At 70.2% G+C, this 18,934-nt stretch carries 22 protein-coding genes; 4 read left to right on the forward strand and 18 right to left on the reverse strand.

Features of this window, described 5'->3' with window-relative positions; translation table 11 throughout:
• Positions 1-180: 180 nt before the first annotated feature.
• Both ACIP6U_RS41775 and ACIP6U_RS41780 read right to left on the reverse strand, forming a co-directional pair.
• Entirely contained in the window at positions 181-756 is a 576-nt protein-coding gene (locus ACIP6U_RS41775) for an RICIN domain-containing protein (RefSeq protein WP_401728022.1), read from the reverse strand.
• An 82-nt stretch (positions 757-838) separates the two neighbouring features.
• Complete coding sequence (locus ACIP6U_RS41780; protein WP_401728024.1) at positions 839-2,266, reverse strand: hypothetical protein; 1,428 nt, start codon at positions 2,264-2,266, stop codon at positions 839-841.
• Positions 2,267-2,544: 278 nt separating this feature from the next.
• On the opposite strand from ACIP6U_RS41780, the gene ACIP6U_RS41785 reads away from it, so the two are divergent.
• The gene (locus ACIP6U_RS41785; RefSeq protein ID WP_401728026.1) at positions 2,545-4,371 is read left to right on the forward strand and encodes an endonuclease/exonuclease/phosphatase family protein; all 1,827 of its coding nucleotides are present in this window, start codon (positions 2,545-2,547) and stop codon (positions 4,369-4,371) included.
• Positions 4,372-4,423: 52 nt separating this feature from the next.
• On the opposite strand, the gene ACIP6U_RS41790 is transcribed toward ACIP6U_RS41785, so the two are convergent.
• Genes ACIP6U_RS41790 through ACIP6U_RS41810 form a run of 5 tightly spaced genes read right to left on the reverse strand, consistent with a single transcriptional unit; the run spans position 4,424 to position 7,384 of the window.
• Positions 4,424-5,158 carry an SRPBCC domain-containing protein gene (locus tag ACIP6U_RS41790; RefSeq protein WP_401728028.1) on the reverse strand — a complete coding sequence of 245 codons (735 nt, stop codon included), beginning with the start codon at positions 5,156-5,158 and terminating at the stop codon, positions 4,424-4,426.
• 3 nt (positions 5,159-5,161) lie between these two features.
• On the reverse strand, positions 5,162-5,758 hold the full coding sequence (locus ACIP6U_RS41795) for an ArsR/SmtB family transcription factor (protein ID WP_401728030.1): 597 nt from the start codon (positions 5,756-5,758) through the stop codon (positions 5,162-5,164).
• A gap of 42 nt (positions 5,759-5,800) precedes the next feature.
• Positions 5,801-6,505: an antibiotic biosynthesis monooxygenase family protein gene (locus ACIP6U_RS41800; protein ID WP_401728032.1), complete on the reverse strand. Its 705-nt coding sequence runs from the start codon at positions 6,503-6,505 to the stop codon at positions 5,801-5,803.
• Between the two features lie 49 nt (positions 6,506-6,554).
• A complete protein-coding gene (locus ACIP6U_RS41805) occupies positions 6,555-7,250 on the reverse strand; it encodes a hypothetical protein (RefSeq protein ID WP_401728034.1) in 696 nt (231 codons plus the stop codon).
• Positions 7,247-7,384: a hypothetical protein gene (locus tag ACIP6U_RS41810; RefSeq protein ID WP_401728036.1), complete on the reverse strand. Its 138-nt coding sequence runs from the start codon at positions 7,382-7,384 to the stop codon at positions 7,247-7,249. The genes ACIP6U_RS41805 and ACIP6U_RS41810 overlap by 4 nt, the downstream gene beginning before the upstream one ends.
• 174 nt (positions 7,385-7,558) lie before the next feature.
• Between ACIP6U_RS41810 and dapA the strand changes: the two genes are divergently transcribed.
• Positions 7,559-8,464, forward strand: coding sequence for a 4-hydroxy-tetrahydrodipicolinate synthase (dapA, locus tag ACIP6U_RS41815; RefSeq protein ID WP_401728038.1), 906 nt, complete (start codon positions 7,559-7,561; stop codon positions 8,462-8,464).
• 101 nt (positions 8,465-8,565) lie between these two features.
• Here dapA and ACIP6U_RS41820 read toward each other — a convergent pair whose 3' ends face one another.
• Positions 8,566-9,783 (reverse strand): WD40 repeat domain-containing protein, encoded by a 1,218-nt coding sequence (locus ACIP6U_RS41820; protein WP_401728040.1) that lies wholly within the window; start codon positions 9,781-9,783, stop codon positions 8,566-8,568.
• Positions 9,780-10,343, reverse strand: coding sequence for a SigE family RNA polymerase sigma factor (locus ACIP6U_RS41825; RefSeq protein ID WP_401728042.1), 564 nt, complete (start codon positions 10,341-10,343; stop codon positions 9,780-9,782). The genes ACIP6U_RS41820 and ACIP6U_RS41825 overlap by 4 nt, the downstream gene beginning before the upstream one ends.
• Positions 10,344-10,481: 138 nt before the next feature.
• On the opposite strand from ACIP6U_RS41825, the gene ACIP6U_RS41830 reads away from it, so the two are divergent.
• Complete coding sequence (locus tag ACIP6U_RS41830; RefSeq protein ID WP_401728044.1) at positions 10,482-10,985, forward strand: hypothetical protein; 504 nt, start codon at positions 10,482-10,484, stop codon at positions 10,983-10,985.
• An 88-nt stretch (positions 10,986-11,073) separates the two neighbouring features.
• Here ACIP6U_RS41830 and dapD read toward each other — a convergent pair whose 3' ends face one another.
• The 3 genes from dapD to ACIP6U_RS41845 form a co-directional block, all read right to left on the reverse strand.
• The gene (dapD, locus tag ACIP6U_RS41835) at positions 11,074-12,063 is read right to left on the reverse strand and encodes a 2,3,4,5-tetrahydropyridine-2,6-dicarboxylate N-succinyltransferase (protein ID WP_401728046.1); all 990 of its coding nucleotides are present in this window, start codon (positions 12,061-12,063) and stop codon (positions 11,074-11,076) included.
• Between the two features lie 80 nt (positions 12,064-12,143).
• Positions 12,144-12,464 (reverse strand): DMT family transporter, encoded by a 321-nt coding sequence (locus ACIP6U_RS41840; RefSeq protein WP_401728048.1) that lies wholly within the window; start codon positions 12,462-12,464, stop codon positions 12,144-12,146.
• 42 nt (positions 12,465-12,506) lie between these two features.
• Positions 12,507-13,322, reverse strand: coding sequence for an SAM-dependent methyltransferase (locus ACIP6U_RS41845; RefSeq protein ID WP_401728050.1), 816 nt, complete (start codon positions 13,320-13,322; stop codon positions 12,507-12,509).
• 269 nt (positions 13,323-13,591) lie between these two features.
• Between ACIP6U_RS41845 and ACIP6U_RS41850 the strand changes: the two genes are divergently transcribed.
• Positions 13,592-14,428, forward strand: coding sequence for an AbfB domain-containing protein (locus ACIP6U_RS41850; RefSeq protein WP_401728052.1), 837 nt, complete (start codon positions 13,592-13,594; stop codon positions 14,426-14,428).
• Between the two features lie 116 nt (positions 14,429-14,544).
• Here the strand turns inward: ACIP6U_RS41850 and ACIP6U_RS41855 are convergent, their stop codons facing one another.
• Genes ACIP6U_RS41855 through sufD form a run of 6 tightly spaced genes read right to left on the reverse strand, consistent with a single transcriptional unit; the run spans position 14,545 to position 18,895 of the window.
• On the reverse strand, positions 14,545-14,877 hold the full coding sequence (locus ACIP6U_RS41855) for a metal-sulfur cluster assembly factor (protein WP_019067540.1): 333 nt from the start codon (positions 14,875-14,877) through the stop codon (positions 14,545-14,547).
• Positions 14,874-15,341 carry a Fe-S cluster assembly sulfur transfer protein SufU gene (gene sufU, locus ACIP6U_RS41860; protein WP_401728054.1) on the reverse strand — a complete coding sequence of 156 codons (468 nt, stop codon included), beginning with the start codon at positions 15,339-15,341 and terminating at the stop codon, positions 14,874-14,876. Before sufU ends, ACIP6U_RS41855 begins: the two co-directional genes overlap by 4 nt.
• Before the next feature lie 15 nt (positions 15,342-15,356).
• Positions 15,357-16,613 carry a cysteine desulfurase gene (locus ACIP6U_RS41865; protein ID WP_401728055.1) on the reverse strand — a complete coding sequence of 419 codons (1,257 nt, stop codon included), beginning with the start codon at positions 16,611-16,613 and terminating at the stop codon, positions 15,357-15,359.
• On the reverse strand, positions 16,610-17,374 hold the full coding sequence (gene sufC / locus ACIP6U_RS41870; RefSeq protein WP_401728057.1) for a Fe-S cluster assembly ATPase SufC: 765 nt from the start codon (positions 17,372-17,374) through the stop codon (positions 16,610-16,612). Before sufC ends, ACIP6U_RS41865 begins: the two co-directional genes overlap by 4 nt.
• A 7-nt stretch (positions 17,375-17,381) precedes the next feature.
• Entirely contained in the window at positions 17,382-17,711 is a 330-nt protein-coding gene (locus ACIP6U_RS41875; RefSeq protein WP_401728059.1) for a non-heme iron oxygenase ferredoxin subunit, read from the reverse strand.
• Entirely contained in the window at positions 17,711-18,895 is a 1,185-nt protein-coding gene (gene sufD / locus ACIP6U_RS41880; protein ID WP_401728061.1) for a Fe-S cluster assembly protein SufD, read from the reverse strand. Before sufD ends, ACIP6U_RS41875 begins: the two co-directional genes overlap by 1 nt.
• Between the last annotated feature and the right edge of the window lie 39 nt (positions 18,896-18,934).

Genomic DNA, 18,934 nt, shown 5'->3' on the forward strand with positions numbered 1-18,934 from the left:
CCGCCACGTCTCCCGTGTCGACAGGATGGAACGGTCCGCGTCCGCGGCGCGCATCGACCGTCACGTGACGGGGTGGCTCCGGAGCGAGCGGGACGACCCGTGCGCGAACACGGGGCGCGGATACGGGCGGACAGCCCCGCGGAGAACTCCGGCCCCGGCCTCACCGCCGGGGCGAGGGCGTCAGCGAGCCGTCCACTCCTGCGTACGGTCCCCGGCCCCGCACGGCTCCACGGTCAGCGCGCCGCCCTTGCCGTGCGCGCTCAGACAGCCGTCCGTCCGGGCCGCGTTGTGCAGCCGGAAGGTGCCGTCGTGGCCGTGCACGGGGACGACCGACCACTGCTGTCCGGGGGCGTCGGCGTACGGGCGCAGCAGCACCCGGTCCGATGCCGTATCGAGGGTGAGGGCCAGGGCGCGGCCGGCGTCCGGACCGGTCGTCAGCCGCAGGCCGCCGTCGCCCGCCGGGGTCAACCGCCAGGCCCGTTCGGCACCGTCCCGACGGTCCTGGTCCTCCGCCAGCCAGGCGCCCGTCCCGTCGGCGGCGAGGACGCCTCCGTGGCCCGCGTTGCCGAGCGGGCCGCGCTCGTCGTCGGCGGCCGTCGAGGAGGGGGCGGACTGGGGCGTCAGCGGCGGCCGTTCGCTCTGCGAGCGGGAGGTCGCGGGTCCGGGCCGCTCGGGCGGACGGGATCCCGCGGGGGTCGCGGCTTCGGTCGTCACGTTGCCCTGCGTCGAGGAGAACGCCACGGGCACGAGCAGCACCGCGGCGAAGGCCAGCGGGGTCGAAGGGGCAGCGCCCCTGGGGATGGGACGGGTAGGGGCGGCGGGGGCGAAAAACGCCCGCTCAATCCCCCCGCTGGGACCGCGCCTTGAACGCCGCCCGCTTCGCTTCCTTCGCAATCCGCTTGTCCGGATGCAACCGCCCCATCGCCTCCAGCACATCCGCCGTAGCGGGATGCTCCACCCGCCAGGCCGCCGCGAAGAACCCACCATGCTGCGCGGCCAACCCCTGCACCAAAGCCTGCAGTTCGTCGGAGTTACCCTCCGCCGCCAGCTGCGCAGCAACCGTGTCGATCGTCAACCAGAAGATCATCGACTCCGACGGCGCAGGCACATCCCCCGCCCCGTGCTCCGCCAGCCAGACCCGGGCAAGCCCCCCGAGCTCAGGATCGTCGAGCACCTCCCGCAACGCCGGCTCCGCCTCGCCCCCCACGAGAGACAACGCCTGCTGACACCGCAGCCTCCGCAGCGGCGCCCCCGCGTCCAGCCCCCGCGCCGCCGCCAACAACTCCCGCGCCGCCCCCAGCGGTTCACGCCGAGCCAGCCACAACTCGGTCTCCGCCTGCGCAGCACCCTGCGGAAACGTCGCCGTCCCGTCGAGCAACGCGTCGGCCCCCTTGTCCGCGAGGTCCCCGACCGCGGGCGCCTCCAGCCCGGCCTCGAGGAGCCGCGCCCGCAACCCGTACAGCCCGAGCGGCGTGAGCCGCACCATCCCGTACCGGGAGACGTCGATGTCGTCGACGGGCGCCGCGGGTTCCTCGTCGGCGTCGGCCATCAACGCCTCGTCGACCGGCTGGTACTCGACCAGGCCGACCGGTTCGAGGACCCGGAACTGGTCGTCCAGCCGCATCATCGCGTCGGACACCTGCTCCAGCACGTCGTTGGTGGGTTCCCCCATGTCACTGGGCACGATCATCGACGCGGCGAGCGCCGGCAGCGGCACCGGCGAGTCGCCGGGACCGTCCTCGCTGACCGTCAGGAGATAGAGGTTGCCGAGCACGCCGTCGAGGAAGTCGGCCTCCGCCTCCGGGTCCCATTCGAGGCGGGAGAAGTCGACCTCGCCGCTCTCGTCGAGCGCGTCCTCCAGACCCTCCAGATCGGGCACGCTCGCGTCGGCCAGCACGGTGTCCAGCGCGCCGAGCCACACCCCGAGCACGTCCTGCGGCGAACCGCCGGTGAGCAGCGCCAGGTCCTCGCCCGCGGCGACGGTGCCCTCCTCCTCGTCGACGATCTCGACGAGCCCGGTGTCGACGGCGACCCGCCAGGCCTCGCTCGCGTCGGCCGCCGCGTCGTCCCCGGTCAGCCCGAGGGCCTCGGCGGCGGCGGGCAGTTGCTCGTCGACGAGTCCGCCCCCGGCGTCGACCCTGGTGTCGGCACCGGCCCAGCGGGCGAGCCGGGCGGCCCGGCCGAGCAGCGGCGTGGACAACGCGGCCCGCGCCAGCTCCGCTTCGGGAGACAACCGCACCGGCGGCAGGGGGGAGCTGTCTGACATCGGCTGCTTCTCCTAGGGGGCGTGTCGTACCACTCGATCGCTCAGCCTAGACGGATTTCGACCCATGCCACCCGGTTCATCTCCCCGACGACCGCTGTACATGGCTGAATCCTTGACAACCCATATGAGCAGGCAGGAGATTGACGCGCGTAGAAATCTGCTGGACACCTGTTCACTGTATTTTCTACGCGCGTCGCCACCGCCCCACCGGTCGCGGCCCCAGGCGTTCCAGTTACACCCTCGTCCCGGCGCCCACGCATGTCCCCGGAGGGATCACGTTGCCGAGCAAGTCTTCCGCGCGCCTCGCCGCGCTCACCGTCGCCGCCGTATGTTCCGCGGCGTCCACCGTCGCCCTGACCTCGCCCGCGCACGCCGACGGCCTGCGCATCCATGACGTCCAGGGCACCACCCGGACCTCCCCGTACGCCGGCCAGAAGGTCACGGACGTGCCCGGCATAGTCACCGGCACGCGCACGTACGGCTCCTCCAGAGGCTTCTGGCTCCAGGACCCGACCCCGGACGACAACCCGGCCACCAGTGAGGGCGTGTTCGTCTTCACCAGCTCCTCGCCGAAGGTCGCCGTCGGTGACTCCGTCACGGTCACCGGCACGGTCTCCGAGTACGTGCCGGGCGGCACTTCGACCGGAAACCAGTCGTTGACCGAGATCACCAAGCCCACCATCACCACCGTCTCCACGGGCAACGCGGTCCCGGCCCCCACGGTGATCGGCTCGAAGTCGGTGCCGAACCGGTACACCCCGGCGGGCGACACCGCGGCGAACGGCTCGCTGGCCGGCCTGACCCTGCAGCCGAAGAAGTACGCCCTGGACTACTACGAGTCCCTCGAGGGCATGAACGTCCAGGTCAAGAACACGCGCGTGGTCACGGCCACCGACCCGTACGCCGAGCTGTGGGTCACGGTGAAGCCGCACGAGAACCCGACCCGCCGCGGCGGCACGCTGTACGGCTCCTACGACTCGCAGAACACCGGCCGGCTCCAGATCCAGTCGCTGGGCGCGGTCGCCGACTTCCCGGTGGCGAACGTCGGCGACACGCTGACCGGCACCACGACCGGCCCGCTGGACTTCAACCAGTTCGGCGGCTACACCCTGGTCGCGAGCGAGCTGGGGACGCTGAAGAGCGGTGGCCTCAAGCGCGAGACGACGCAGAAGCAGTCGCGGGACGAGCTGGCGGTCGCGACGTACAACGTCGAGAACCTCGACCCGACCGACGCCACCTTCGACGCACACGCCGCCGCGATCGTGAACAACCTGAAGTCGCCCGACATCGTGTCCCTGGAGGAGATCCAGGACAACAACGGCGCGAAGGACGACGGCACGGTCGCCGCCGACGTGACGGTGAACAAGCTGATCGACGCGATCGTCGCGGCGGGCGGCCCCAAGTACCAGTGGCGCTCCATCGACCCGACCAACGACACCGACGGCGGCGAGCCCGGCGGCAACATCCGCCAGGTGTTCCTCTTCAACCCGGAGCGGGTCTCCTTCACCGACCGCGCGGGCGGCGACGCCACCACGGCGGTCGGGGTCACGAAGGTGCACGGCAAGGCGGCCCTTACGGCCTCCCCGGGCCGCGTCGACCCGACGAACGAGGCCTGGACCAGCAGCCGCAAGCCGCTGGCCGGCGAGTTCGCCTTCCGCGGCAAGACGGTCTTCGTGATCGCCAACCACCTCAACTCCAAGGGTGGCGACTACGGGTTGACCTCGCAGTACCAGCCGGTGCCGCGCAGCTCGGAGGTCCAGCGCCACAAGCAGGCGACCCTGGTCAACGCGTTCGCGAAGTCGATCCTCGACGTCCAGAAGAACGCCGACGTCATCACGCTCGGCGACATCAACGACTTCGAGTTCTCCGACACCACGAAGATCCTGGAGGGTGACGGCGAGCTCTGGTCGGCGATCAAGTCGCTGCCGAAGAGCGAGCGTTACACCTACGACTACCAGGGCAACCAGCAGGTCCTGGACCAGATCCTGATCAGCCCGTCGATCCGCCGCGGCTGCGACTTCGAGTACGACAGCGTGCACATCAACTCGGAGTTCAACGACCAGATCAGCGACCACGACCCGCAGGTGCTGCGGTTCCGCCCGTAGCACCTGAGGTGTGACTCCCGTTTGGTCAGGGCTGGTTGAACACCCCGTTTGGTCAGGGCTGGTTGAACACCCCGTTCAGCCAGCCCCGCCACTCGGCCTCGCACTCCTTGATGGGCGAGCCCGGTGTGAAGTCGTGCAGGGAGACGCCGACCGGGTAACCCCAGTGGTTGCGCCCGAAGATCCGGGTGAGCCCCCGGTCGGTGCGCAGCCCGATGAACCACTCGTTGCGGAAGTCGACGACGGCCTCGAACACGTCGGGCCCGGTGACCGTCACCCGCGCCCCGGCGGCCACGTCGTCCGTGAGCCCGAGCGCCCGCCCTACGGTGGCCAGCGCGTCCGGAGCCTTCGACGCCTCGGGTCCGTCGAAGGTCGCGAAGGCGGCCGGCTTGGGCGCGAAGTGGGTCAGGTACTCGCGCAGGGTGTGCAGATAGAAGTCGGTGTGCTTGGCGGCGCCGTCGTACTGGTTGTCCCAGTCGTCGACGAAGATCCCGCTGTGCACGTACCGCACCCAGGCCCGGCGCCCCTCGTCGCGCGCCTCGATGGTGTAGTCGAGCTGGTTCATCGTCTGCTCGGCGATGCCGTCGACGTTCTCGACCCGGTTGGTGTAGCGGTGGGGCGGGTCCCAGGCGGTGACGGTGGACCCGAAGGGTCCCGTGCCGCCGACCTTGGGCTCCGGCGGCTCCATCGGCCACAGATAGCCGTCGGTGCCGGTGGTGACGGCGTCCCACACCTGCTGCGGGGTGGCGTCGACCTCGAACTCGCGGGCGATCTCGAACTCTTTGGGCATGATCTACTCCAACTCGGTCTGCTTGAGGGTGGGATGGACGGCCACCACGATCCGGTGGTCCCGGCCGCCCTCGACGCCCGGAGCGTCGTACTTGCGGATCAGGCCGGTGACTCCGGCCGTCAACTCCTCGATGAACGCAGCCCGTTCGGCGGCCGAGGCGAAGCGCACCTCACCGTCCAGCGCGTAGGTGGCGAGCCCCTTGCGGGCCTTCGCCGCGCCGGTGATCAGCGCGCCGACGTCCCGCACCAGACGGGCGCCGACGGCGAGCAGCCAGCGCGCGGACAGCTGGTCCCGGAAGCGGTCCGGGTCGGGCTGCACGGCGGCGAGCGCGAGCGGCGAGATGACGTACGACGCGGCGGTCGCCCGCATCAGCCGCTCGGTGACGTTGCCCTTGCGGCGCTCGCCGGACAGCTCGACCAGGCCGTGCCGCTCCAGTGCCCTGAGGTGGTAGTTCACCTTCTGCCGGGGCAGGCCGACCCGGCCGGCCAGCATGGCGGCCGACGCGGGTCCGGCCGCCAGCTCGGCCAGCAGCCGGGCCCTTATGGGGTCCAGGGAGACGGCTGCGGCCTCGGGGTCCTCGATCACGGTGACGTCCAGCATGGGTCCACCGTCTCACCGAACACTTTTTTTGTCCAGACGGTTCTAGCTGTCGGTGAGCCCCAGGGCATGGTCGTACCGGCTGACCGTGCTGCTCTTCAGCCCCGGCCAGGTCTGCACACGCGTCCACAGCTCGCTCCCCGAGCCGATCCCGTCGCCCGGCGCGGCGAGGGCGTCGAGGTGGGCCTGGGCGCTCTCCCACTCGGCGTAGTTGAGAACGCGGGTGCCGTCGGTGGAGAGGTGGAAGTGGGCGGAGATGCCGCCGGGGTGCGGGGCGGGATCGCTCGCCAGCGCCTCCGCGACGGCGTCCACCCAGGCGCGCTGCCGCTCGGGGTCGGGCCCCTCGAACTCGATGTCCACGATCACCACGCACCCGGGGACGCGCCCGCCCCGGTCGGCCGGGCCGAGGCTGCGGTAGTGCCGGTGGCGACCGAGCCCCACCCGGTCGATGCCGGGTACGGCGGTGTCGATCTCGTCGACGCGCTCCTGCCGGTGCGTCTTGACGAAGGCCTCGTAGGCCGCATCGCCCGTCCACTGCGAGTAGTGCAGGAGGGTGGAGGCGTCGTGGCCGGTGTAGACGTGGTAGCCGAGCAGGTCGGCGGCCGGCCAGGGGCGGCGCTCCCAGGCGTCGGCGATCGCCTCGACGGTCTGCCGCTGACGCAGAGGCGTGCCTACCCGCCAGGTGCTGAAGAAGGGGGCGCCGATGCGGGGGTCGGCGAGGTCGGGGTGTGTGTCCGTGCGCTGTGTCATGCCGCAACTCTTCAATCTCGACCTAAGTTGAGGTCAAGCACGCACAGGACTACCGACCTTGACCTCCGTCGTCCGACCCGTTCTCGCCCAGCCGCGCCAACTGCGTCTGGAACCAGTCGAGCCGTGCCTGCAACAGGGCCGCCTCCGCAGTGAGTTCGGGTACGCCGAGCCCTTCGACGTCGGTGAGTTCGGCCACCCGGCGGGCGCTCGCGCTGCCCGCGGCGACCCGCAGCCCCTCGCCGGCCAGCCGGGCGAAGGCGGCGAGCGAGACGGACGTACGACCTCGGACGCAGCCCGCGCAGGACGGTGCCAGGGCGAGCCAGCCGGGGCGGCCGCGGCCCGCGTCGGCGAGGGCGGCGGCGACCGTGCCGCAGGCGCACGGTCCGACCGTGGCCGTGCGCACGCGCTGACGGGCGTAGCGGAAACCGCGTTCGAAGCGGATGTAGGCGCCCAGCACGGTGACGTCGAGCAGGACCGCGCCGCGGTGCTCGGCGGTGCACAGCAGGCCCTCGGCCACCGCGCGGTCGTGCACACAGTGGAAGCCGCAGTCGCAACGGCGGTGCGGTGCCCGGTGCCGCAGCCCGTAGACGCAGGACGCGTCGGCCAGCACTCCGTACGGCAGCGCGCCGCCCAGCGACACACCGGTGAACCCGGCCCGGGTGCCGTCCTGGGACAGCACCGGGTGGGCGATCTTGTATCCGGTCGGCGGCTCCGTCGGGCGTTCCGCCGGAAGCCGCAGCCTCATCGGGCCGCCGGGACCTCTTCGGGGGCCTTCAATTCCTTGATCTCCTCGGGGAGTCGGAGCTCCTCGGGTTCTCGGTCGTGCTCCTGCGGCCGCTCTTCCGCGATTCCGGTGGCGAGTGCCCTGCCGAGTTTCATGACGCCTCCATGGGCCGATGCCGATGACCGTCCAGACCATGGTGACCCATGGAGGGCGAAAGGGACACAGGGCCTGGCCTGCGCCCCGGCCCACCCCACTCCACAGCATTTCTTACCAATACTCCGTAGCAGAATTAAGTAGAGCTTCACGATTTCCCCGCCGACACTACTCCCATGACGACGACCGCCGCCCGCCCCGGCCGGCCCTTCGGCCGGGCCCTCTGCGCGATGATCACGCCCTTCACCGCGGAGGGCGCGCTGGACCTCGACGGCGCGCAGCGGCTCGCCGAGCGACTGGTGTCCCACGGCTGCGACGGGCTGGTGCTCTCCGGGACGACGGGCGAGTCGCCGACGACCACGGACACCGAGAAGTCGGCGCTGGTGACGGCGGTGCGGGAGGCGGTGGGCGAGGGGGTGCCGGTCGTGGCGGGGGTGGGCACCTTCGACACCCGGCACACCGTGGAGCTGGCCCGCGCGGCCGAACAGGCGGGCGCGGACGGGCTGTTGGTGGTGAGCCCGTACTACAGCAGGCCTCCGCAGGACGCCGTGGAGGAACACTTCCGGACGGTGGCGGACGCGACGGGGCTGCCGATGCTCGTGTACGACATCCCGGCCCGCACCGGCACCCGGATCGAGCCGGACACGATGCTCCGGCTCGCCGAGCACCCCCGGATCGTCGCGGTCAAGGACTGCTCCTACGACTTCCTCGCCGCCCAAAAGGTGCTGGCCCGAACGGAGTTGGCGTACTACGCGGGCTGCGACGAGCACAATCTCGCGCTGTACGCGGTCGGCGGCGCGGGGTACGTCAGCACGGTCGCGAACGTGGTCCCGGATCGGCTCCGCGCCGTCGTGGACGCGTTCGAGGCGGGCGACACCCCCGTGGCCGCCCGCCTCCAGCAACGCGCGACGCCGCTCATCGAGGCGATGATGGCGGCGGGACTGCCCGGCTCGGTCACGGCCAAGGCACTCCTGCGCGAACTCGGCCTGCCCGCGGGCCCCGTGCGTGCCCCGCTGCGGCCCGCCGACCGCGAGGCGGTCGACGGGCTACTGGCGGTGTACGAGGAACTCGTGGGCGGCTGAGGTCGGTTGATCAGTGCTGGTGCTCACCCCAGGTGCTCACTTCAGGTGCTCACTTCAGGTGCTCACTTCAGGTGCTGAGCACTGCTGCTGATCACTGGTGCTCACCGCTGCGCGAACACCGGCTCCCAGCGTCCGGCGGCTCCGTCGTTGCCCTGCCGGAAGCCGCTGAGCGGGACGACGTCGTCGCTGCCGACGGTCACGAGCACGAGCCGGTTGTGGAACTCGTTCTTCCCGTCCTTCGCGATGTCCCAGGCGATGAGCCGGGTGTTGCCGACCCAGGCGAGCAACTGCTGCCCGTGCACCTCGGTCTTGTCCCCGGTCCGGGCGTCGACGATCCAGGACGAGGTCTTCCACTTCTCGCCGGCGAAGTCCCCGCCGACCAGCTTCCCGTTCGGTGAGGTCCCCGCGTCCACCCACCAGTTCAGGTACTTCTGGTCGGCCGGCACGGCGACCTTCCTGCCGGAGAGGTCGTAGAAATCCTTGCCGATGGCGCCCATGGGATTGCCGGCCCAGACGTACTTGCCGTCCGGGGTGAGGGCGAAGTCCTGGCGCCCGTTGAGGAAGCCGACGTCCGGGTCGTTCGGGTCGCTCTTCAGCTCGACCTCGCTCCAAGGGCCCTTGCCGGAGGCCACGTCGAAGACGTAGAAGCCGTTGCGGGTCGACGGCTGCTTCTGGTCCCAGCCGTCCGAGCCCTCGGTCTTCTCCAGCTGGTCCGGGTTCCCGCCGTAGGTGCTGGCGACCAGCTTCTGCCCGTCGCGCGAGAACGCCAGCCCACCGACCCCGTGGTCCACCGGGATCCACCGCTTGACCTGCCCCGAGGCCAGGTCGAGCAGGCCGATCCGGGAGGCGGGCAGGTTCTGCTCCAGGACGGCGGCGGTCTTCATGCCGGGGGCGACCGCGACCCAGGACCACTTCGTGGTCTTCACGTACTTCCCGGTCTTGGGATCGAGCAGCCAGTAGGTACGCACGGTCACGCCCTCGTTGGCCGACTGCACGACGGTCTTCGGGACCGAGTACGCGGCAAGTGCCGTGCCCCCGGTGGAGATCAGGTCGCGCGGCGGCGACTGGTCCGGGTGGGCGTTGACCTCGACCTGCTGGATACCGCCCGAGGGGCGTACCTCGTCCTTGCCCGAGTCGAGCATCGGCACCGCCACGGCGACGGCCACCACCGCGACGGTGACGGCGGCGAGGGTCACGTACCGGCGGTTGCGCCGGCGGCGGCGCAGGGTGAGCACCCGGTCGGCCAACCCCGGTCCCACCGAGGCCTGTTCATCGGCCTGCTCGCGCAGGGCGTCACGCAGGAGTTCATCGACGTTCACGGACGCACCTCCACGGGTGAGTAGTCACGGGACGGCGGCTGTTCGGCCTCGGCCGGTCCCAGGGCCGCCAACTCCGGTGCCAGCGTGCGCAGTCGGGCCAGCGAGCGGTGGGTGGTGGACCGTACGGTGCCCACCGAGCAGCCGAGCAGCCGGGCCACGTCGGCCTCGGGCAGGTCCTCGAAGTAGCGCAGCACCAGCACGGTGCGCTGCCGCGCGGTGAGCCGGCCGAGAGCCGCACGCATCACGACCCTCAACTCGGCGTTGGCCGCGGAGTCACCCGCCGCCCGTTCACCGCCCTCGGGCGGCTCGGCGACACTGACCTCGCTCCGGCCCCACTTCAGCCGCCAGCGACTGACCTGCTGCCGGTACAGGATCCGCCGTACATAGGCTTCGGGTTCGTCGATCCGCTGCCATTTGCCAGCCGCCTTCACGAGCGCGTTCTGCAGCAGATCCTCACCCGCGTGCCGGTCACCCCCGCACAGCAGCACGGCGGTCCTCAGCAGAGCCGACGACCGGTTCTCCACGAACTCGCGAAAACCATCGAGCCCTTCGGCATCCATCGTCACCTTCTCTTCCCCCGGCGGCGCCCGTGCCCCGCTCCTGTGCTCCTTGTGACGCGCACGCCACCCTGCCGCTATGCCTGTCGCGCAAAGAATTCTCGGGCGAGTTCCCACCCCGGCTGCCGTACGTTGTCCCCCATGAGCCGCCCCCTGCTCTTCCTCGACGTCGACGGCCCCCTCAACCCCTACGCGGCACAGCCCGAACGACGCCCCGAGGGCTACACGACGCTGAGGGTGTCCCTCGAGTCGGGCCGCCGCCTGCGGGTCTGGCTGAACCCCGCCCACGGCGCCGCGCTGCTCGCCCTGGACTACGACCTGTGCTGGGCGACCACCTGGATGGAGACCGCGAACCGCTGGATAGGGCCCGTCGTCGGTCTGCCCGAACTCCCCTACGTCGACTTCGGCGAGGGCCTGTTCGCCCGGCGCCCCGACGGGGTGCACTGGAAGACGGAGGCGATCCTGGCGTACGCCGACGGCCGTCCCTTCGCCTGGGTGGACGACGAACAGGGCCCGGCGGACGACGAGTTCGTGGCCGCGAGGCATCCGGCGCCGGCGCTGCTGCACCACGTGAACCCGCGCATCGGCCTGCGCGAGCCGGACTTCACGGCACTGGCGGCGTTCGCGGCGGCGCACCACGCGTGAGCGGCGAACACGGGTGAACGGCGGACACGGCTGAGCGCCCGGCTGTCCTGCTCGGCCGGGCGCTCACCCAAGTGTCGTACCGTCGGTGTCAGTTGTGGCTGTGCAGGATCTCGTTCAGGCCGCCCCAGACCGCGTTGTTCGGGCGGGCCTCGACCGTGCCGGTGACGGAGTTGCGGCGGAAGAGGATGTGGGAGGCGCCGGAGAGTTCGCGGGCCTTGACGATCTGGCCGTCGGGCATCGTGACGCGGGTGCCGGCGGTGACGTACAGGCCGGCCTCGACCACGCACTCGTCGCCGAGCGCGATGCCCACGCCCGCCTCCGCGCCGACCAGGCAGCGCTCGCCGATGGTGATGCGGACGTTGCCGCCACCGGACAGCGTGCCCATCGTGGACGCGCCGCCGCCGATGTCCGAGCCGTCGCCGACCACGACACCGGCGGAGATCCGGCCCTCGACCATCGACGTGCCGAGCGTGCCGGCGTTGAAGTTCACGAAGCCCTCGTGCATGACGGTGGTGCCGTCGGCGAGGTGCGCGCCCAGCCGGACCCGGTCGGCGTCGGCGATGCGGACGCCCTTCGGGGCCACGTAGTCCGTCATGCGCGGGAACTTGTCGATGGACGTCACCTGGAGGTGCAGCCCCTCGGCGCGGGCGTTGAGCCGCACCTTCTCGACGTCGTCCACGGCGACCGGACCGAGCGAGGTCCAGGCGACGTTGGCGAGGAAGCCGAACATGCCGTCCAGGCTCTGGCCGTGCGGCCGGACCAGCCGGTGGGAGAGCAGGTGGAGCCGGAGGTAGACGTCGTGGGCGTCGATCGGCTTCGCGTCCAGGGAGGAGATGACGGTACGGACCGCGATCACCTCGACGCCACGCCGTGCGTCCGGCCCGACCGCTTTCGCCGCACCCGCGCCGAGCAGTTCCACGGCCCGCTCGGCCGACAGCCGCTCGGTGCCGGACGGTCCGGCCTCGGCGGCCAGCTCGGGCGCGGGGAACCAGGTGTCGAGAACAGTGCCGTCGGCGGCGATCGTGGCGAGGCCGGCGGCCACCGCCCCGGTGGTGCTGGGTGCAGTCGTGTCGGTCATGAGGGCAACCTAACCGGCGAGGGCCCACGGAGGCGAACCAGCGGCACGGGTGTCTCAGGGTGCGAGCGCCGACGTACGCCTCAGTGCGCGCCGCCCATGTTGAGCACCACGACCCCGACGATGATCAGCGCGATCCCGGCCGCCTTGGTCGCCGTCATCCCCTCCCCCAGGAACAGCATGCCGATGGTGGCGATGGCCGCGGTGCCGATCCCGGACCAGATCGCGTAGGCCGTGCCCACCGAGACGGTCTTCAGGGTCTGCGCGAGCAGCAGGAAGGACACGACGTACCCGAGGACGGTCAGCAGCGAGGGCAACAGCCTGCTGAAGCCCTCGCTGTACTTCATGGCGGTCGTGGCGCCCACCTCGGCGGCGATCGCCGCGCCGAGCAACAGGTATCCCATGCGTACGAGCCTACGTACCGCTGCGCCAGCCCCTGCCCGGGGTCACGGCTTGCGGGCGAGGCCTCCGTGTTCGCCGATGACCTTGGGCTCCGGGGTGGTGGTGTCCGGCCGCCAGAGCGGGACGGAGACGACGCCGGGCTCCAGCAGCTCCAGGCCGTCGAAGTAGGAGGTGATCTCCTCGACCGTGCGCAGGTTGTAGGGGACCGCGCCGCTCTCGTTGTACGCGTTCTGGGCCTGCTCGAAGACGGGGTCGATGCCCGCCGAACCGTCGTTGATGGAGAGGTAGCTGCCGGACGGCAGCGCGCTCATCAGACCGGTGACGATCGACTTGGCCTGCTCGTAGGTGGCCACGTGCCCGAGGATGTTGCTGAGGATCAGCGCGGTCGGCTGGGACAGGTCCAGCGTCCGCGCGGCCGCCTCCAGGATGCGGGGGGTGTCCGTCACGTTCGCGTCGATGTAGTCGGTGACCCCCTCGCGCGTCGAGTAGAGCAGCGCGTGCGCGTGGGCGAGGACCATCGGGTCGTTGTCGACGTAGACGATCCGGGCCTCGGGGGCGATGCGCTGGGCGACCTGGTGGGTGTTGTCGGCGGTCGGCAGGCCGGTGCCGATGTCCAGGAACTGCCGGATGCCCGCCTCGGCGACCAGGTAGGTGATGTTGCGGGCCAGGAAGGCGCGGCTGCTGCGGGCGATGGTGACGATGCCGGGGAAGACGTCCGTGTAGGCGTCGCCGGCCATCTCGTCGACCGGGTAGTTGTCCTTGCCTCCCAGCCAGTAGTTCCAGATCCGTGCCGAGTGCGGCACCGACGTGTCGATCTTCTGGGGGTCCGCGGATCCGGGGGTGGTGGCCTTGTCGGTCATGGGAGGCGTTCCGTCTTTCGGCAGGGCGTGGGCCGTGGGCAGGGGCAGGAGTGGTGCTGTTCAGGGGCAAGGCTGGTTCAAGGCACAACATATGCCGCAACGGGCCTGGCGTGTACAGCGGTTCAAAACAGAGGGAGGTTCAATATTCATAGAAACCGCTCCCTGAAACGGTTCCCTGGCGCCTCACGACTCCACTAGGGTTTCACCGGTCACCCACCCCACCCTCACACCCCCGGCCGCCGCCTTTGGCGCCGCTGGAGGAACAGCGCATGCCAGAGAACACCCCCCGGCCCCCGCGGAACCAACCCTGGGAGAACGGCTGGGCCCCCGACACCTCACGGACCCCCGGCACCCGAAGACTCTGGCTGGCCGGCGTGCTGGCCCTGGCCACGGTCATCACCTGCGTGATGGCGATAGCCTTCATGAAGAAGGCTTCTGACGGGCCGTCACGAGCCGCGAGGTCGCCGGTCCCGTCCGCCAGCACCGCGACCGAACCGGGGTTGATCACCTTCGCCTCGCCCTCCGACACGGGTGCCTCGGCACCCGGCGGCAAGGTCGGCCAGTCGACCGCGCGGAGCACCACCGCACCCGCCTCCCCGTCCCCGGCCGGCGGCGCGAACCCGTCCAAGTCGCCGACGCACAAAGCGACTTCGTCCAGCAAGCCGCAACCCAAGGGCACCTGGAAGTCCGTCCGCTCGGTCAACTACCCCGACCGCTACTGGCACGTGAGCGGCGACTACGTGAAGCTCGACCCGATCACCTCGGCCGCCGACCGCCGCAACGCCACCTTCAAGCTGGTCAAGGGCCTTGCCAAGGCCGACTGTTACTCGTTCGCCACGGCCGACGGCACCTATCTGCGCCACCGCGACTTCGTGCTGCGCGCCGAGCGCAACGACGGCTCGGCCCTCTTCAAACAGGACGCGACCTTCTGCCGCCGCGCTTCCTCGATCACCGGCGCGATCATGCTGGAGTCGGTGAACTATCCCGGCCGCTTCCTGCGCCACCAGAACTTCCAGCTCACCCTGGACGGCGACTACGGCCACCACCGCTCGTCGTCGGACTACCAGGCCGACTCGGCCTTCCTGCTGGTGGACGGGCTGGCCTGACACACCGGACAGCGAGACGGCCACACCCTCTCGGGGTGTGGCCGTCTGCCGTATCTCTACCGGGTGTCGCGCGTATCGCGGCCGGGTGTGGCGCGTATCGCGGCCGGGTGTGGCGCTCAGACGTTGAACCCCAACGCCCGAAGCTGCTCCCGCCCGTCGTCCGTGATCTTGTCCGGACCCCACGGCGGCATCCAGACCCAGTTGATGCGCAGCTCGTTGACGAGGCCGTCCGTGGCGGACTTGGCCTGGTCCTCGATGACGTCGGTCAGCGGACAGGCCGCCGAGGTCAGCGTCATGTCGATGGTCGCGATGTTGGCGTCGTCGATGTGCACGCCGTAGATGAGGCCGAGATTGACGACGTCGATACCCAGTTCGGGGTCGACCACGTCGAGCAGGGCCTCGCGGACCTCCTCCTCGGAGGCGGGCTTGATCTCGATGGTCTCGCTCATGCCGTCTTCCTTTCGGCTTCGGCTCCGCCCAGGGCCTGGGCCGTCGCGTCCTTCCACGCCATCCAGCTCAGGAGGGCGCACTTCACCCGTGCCGGGTACTTGGAGACACCGGCGAACGCGATCGCGTCCTCCAGCACCTCCTCCATCTCGTCGTCGGGCTCGATGCGGCCCTTGGACTGCATCAGCTCCAGGAAGGTCTCCTGGATCCGCCGGGCCTCGGTCAGGTCCTTGCCGACCAGCAGGTCGTTGAGGACGGACGCGCTGGCCTGACTGATCGAGCAGCCCTGGCCCTCGTACGAGACGTCCTCGATGGTCGAGCCGTCGTACTTCACTCGGAGGGTGATCTCGTCGCCGCACGTCGGGTTCACGTGGTGCACCTCGGCGTCGCCATCCCGCAAGCCCCGCCCGTGCGGGTGCTTGTAGTGGTCCAGGATGACTTCCTGGTACATCGAATCCAGCTTCACGATCCAGCCAGCCCCTCAGCCGAAGAAGTTCCGTACGTGCTCCAGTCCGTCGACCAGTGCGTCGATCTCGGCCGGCGTGGAGTACAGATAGAACGACGCTCGCGTGGTCGCAGGAATTCCGTACCGCAGGCAGACCGGCCGTGCGCAGTGGTGGCCGACCCGGACCGCGATGCCCTCCTCGTCGAGGACCTGACCCACGTCGTGCGGGTGGATGTCGCCGAGCGTGAAGGAGATCGCCGCGCCCCGGTCCTCGGCCGTGGTCGGGCCGATGATCTTCAGGTCGGGGACGTCCAGCAGGCGCTTGACCGCGTACTCCGTGAGCGCGTGCTCATGGGCGAGGATCTTGTCCATGCCGATCGCGGAGAGGTAGTCGATCGCCGCGCCGAGGCCGACCGCCTGCGCGATCGGGGGCGTACCCGCCTCGAACTTGTGCGGGGCGGGAGCGTACGTCGACGAGTGCATCGACACGGTCTCGATCATCTCGCCGCCGCCCAGGAACGGCGGCAGGTCCTCGAGCAGCTCCTGGCGGCCCCACAGGACGCCGATGCCCGTCGGGCCGCACATCTTGTGGCCGGTGAAGGCCACGAAGTCGGCCTGGAGCGACTGGACGTCCAGCGGCATGTGCGGCGCGGCCTGCGAGGCGTCGATGCAGACCAGCGCGCCGACCTCCTGCGCACGGCGCACTATCGCCTCGACCGGGTTGACCGTGCCGAGGATGTTCGACACCAGCACGAAGGAGACGATCTTCGTCTTCTCGGTGATGATCTCGTTGATGTTCGACAGGTCGAGCCGGCCGTCGTCGGTCAGGCCGAACCACTTCAGCTTCGCGCCCGTGCGCTGCGAGAGCAGCTGCCACGGCACGATGTTGGAGTGGTGCTCCATCTCCGTGATGACGATCTCGGTCTCGTGGTCCACGCGGTAGGGCTCGTCGGCCCAGCCCAGCATGTTCGCCACGAGGTTGAGCGACTCGGAGGCGTTCTTGGTGAAGATCACCTCGTCGCGGGAGGGCGCGTTGATGAACTCGGCGACCTTGTCGCGCGCGCCCTCGTACAGCGCCGTGGCCTCCTCGGCGAGCACATGCACACCGCGGTGGACGTTGGCGTTGTAGCGCTCGTAGTACTCGTTCAGGGCGTCGAGCACCTGGCGCGGCTTCTGCGAGGTCGCCGCGTTGTCCAGGTACACGAGCTTCTTACCGTCGTGGACCGTGCGGTCCAGGATGGGGAAGTCCTTGCGGAGCGCCTCAGTGTCGAGGAGACCCGGCAGCTGCGTCACGCTGATACGCCACCCTTCGTGTAGACCTCGTAGCCCTCGTTCTCCAGCTTGTCGGCCAGCTCGGCGCCGCCGGACTCGACGATCCTGCCGCCGGAGAAGACGTGCACGAAGTCGGGCTTGATGTAGCGCAGGATGCGCGTGTAGTGCGTGATCAGCAGGGTGCCGACCTCACCGGTCTCGCGGACGCGGTTGACGCCCTCGGAGACGACGCGCAGGGCGTCGACGTCCAGGCCGGAGTCGGTCTCGTCGAGGATCGCGATCTTCGGCTTGAGCAGCTCCAGCTGAAGGATCTCGTGGCGCTTCTTCTCACCGCCGGAGAAGCCCTCGTTCACGTTGCGCTCGGCGAAGGCGGGGTCCATGGAGAGACGCTCCATGGTCTCCCGGACCTCCTTCACCCAGGTACGCAGCTTCGGCGCCTCACCGCGGATGGCGGTGGCGGACGTACGAAGGAAGTTGGAGACGGACACACCGGGGACCTCGACCGGGTACTGCATCGCGAGGAAGAGGCCGGCGCGGGCGCGCTCGTCGACGGACATCTCCAGGACGTCCTCGCCGTCGAGGGTGACGGTGCCGCCGGTGATCGTGTACTTGGGGTGGCCCGCGAGCGAGTAGGCGAGCGTCGACTTGCCGGAGCCGTTCGGGCCCATGATGGCGTGCGTCTCGCCCTGCTTCACGGTGAGGTCGACGCCCTTGAGGATCTCCTTCGTGGCGTTGTCGGCCTCGACGGTGACGTGCAGGTCGTGGATTTCAAGCGTTGCCATGGGTTCCTCAGGACTCCTGGGTGAGGGAGACGAGCACGTCGTCCCCTTCGATCTTTACGGGGTATACGGGGACGGGGCGCGTCGCGGGCAGGCCGGACGGTTTGCCGGTGCGGAGGTCGAACGCGGAGCCGTGCAGCCAGCACTCGATCTGACAGTCCTCCACCTCGCCCTCGGAGAGCGAGACGTTCGCGTGCGAGCAGATGTCGTTGATCGCGAACACCTCCCCCTCGGTCTTCACGACCGAGACCGGCGTGCCGTCGAGCTCCACCCGCTTGGGGGTGTCGTCCTCCAGCTCGCCAAGCCCACAGACGCGTACGAACGTCGAAGAGGCCGTCATCAGACCGACGCCTCCAGCTCCTCGTCGATCTTCTCCAGCAGGCGGGCCTCGATGTCGTCGACACCGATCTGCTGGACCAGCTCGGCGAAGAAGCCGCGGACGACCAGGCGCCGGGCCTCGTCGGCCGGGATGCCGCGGGCCATCAGGTAGAAGAGCTGCTCGTCGTCGAAGCGGCCGGTGGCACTCGCGTGGCCGGCGCCGACGATCTCGCCGGTCTCGATCTCCAGGTTCGGCACCGAGTCGACCCGGGCGCCGTCCGTGAGAACCAGGTTGCGGTTCATCTCGTAGGTGTCCGTGCCCTCGGCCGTGGCCTCGATGAGCACGTCACCGATCCACACCGCGTGCGCGCCCTCGCCCTGGAGCGCGCCCTTGTACATCGCGTTGGACTTGCAGTGCGGGGTGTTGTGGTCGACGAGGAGGCGGTGCTCCTGGTGCTGGCCGGAGTCGGTGAAGTACAGCCCGAACAGCTCGGCCTCGCCGCCGGTACCGGCGTAGGCGACGCGCGGGTGCAGCCGTACCAGGTCGCCGCCGAAGGTGACGACGAACGACTTGAAGGTGGCGTCCCGGCCGATCAGCGCGTTGTGCTGGCCGACGTGCACCGCCTTGTCGTCCCAGTCCTGGACGGAGACGACGGTCAGCTTGGCGCCGTCACCGAGGACGTAGTCGACGTTGGCGGCGAGCACGGCGTCACCGGTGTGGTCGATGACGACGACGGCCTCGGCGAAGGCTCCGAGCTCCACGACCTGGTGGCCGTAGGCGACCCCGCCCTCGCCGTGCACGGCGATCCGGATCGGCTCGGCGAGGACCGTCTCCTTGGGGACGGTGATCACGCCGGCCTGCTCGAACGCCGAGTACGCCTGGGCGGCGACGCGGTCCACGGGGGTGCCCGCCTTGCCGAGGCGGGCGTCGTCGCGGCCGACGGTCTCGACGGTGACGCCCTCGGGGGCGACCACGTCGACCTTGACGCCGGTGCCGGTGGCGACCGCGGTGCCGTCGTGCAGCCCGCGCAGCCGCTCCAGCGGCGTGAACCGCCACTCCTCCTCGCGGCCGTGGGGGACCGGGAAGTCCGCCACGTCGAAGGACGGGGGCGCGCTCATGCGCGTGGCGACGGTCGACTCGGCGGCCACCGCGATCGATCCGGCGGTGGTGGAGGACCCCACCGTGGAGTTCTGAGCCTCAGCCATGGCTGTCGTAGTGCTCGCTTTCTGATGTCAGGACGTGTG

The organism is Streptomyces sp. NPDC088794 (assembly GCF_044750545.1).
Classification (GTDB): domain Bacteria; phylum Actinomycetota; class Actinomycetes; order Streptomycetales; family Streptomycetaceae; genus Streptomyces.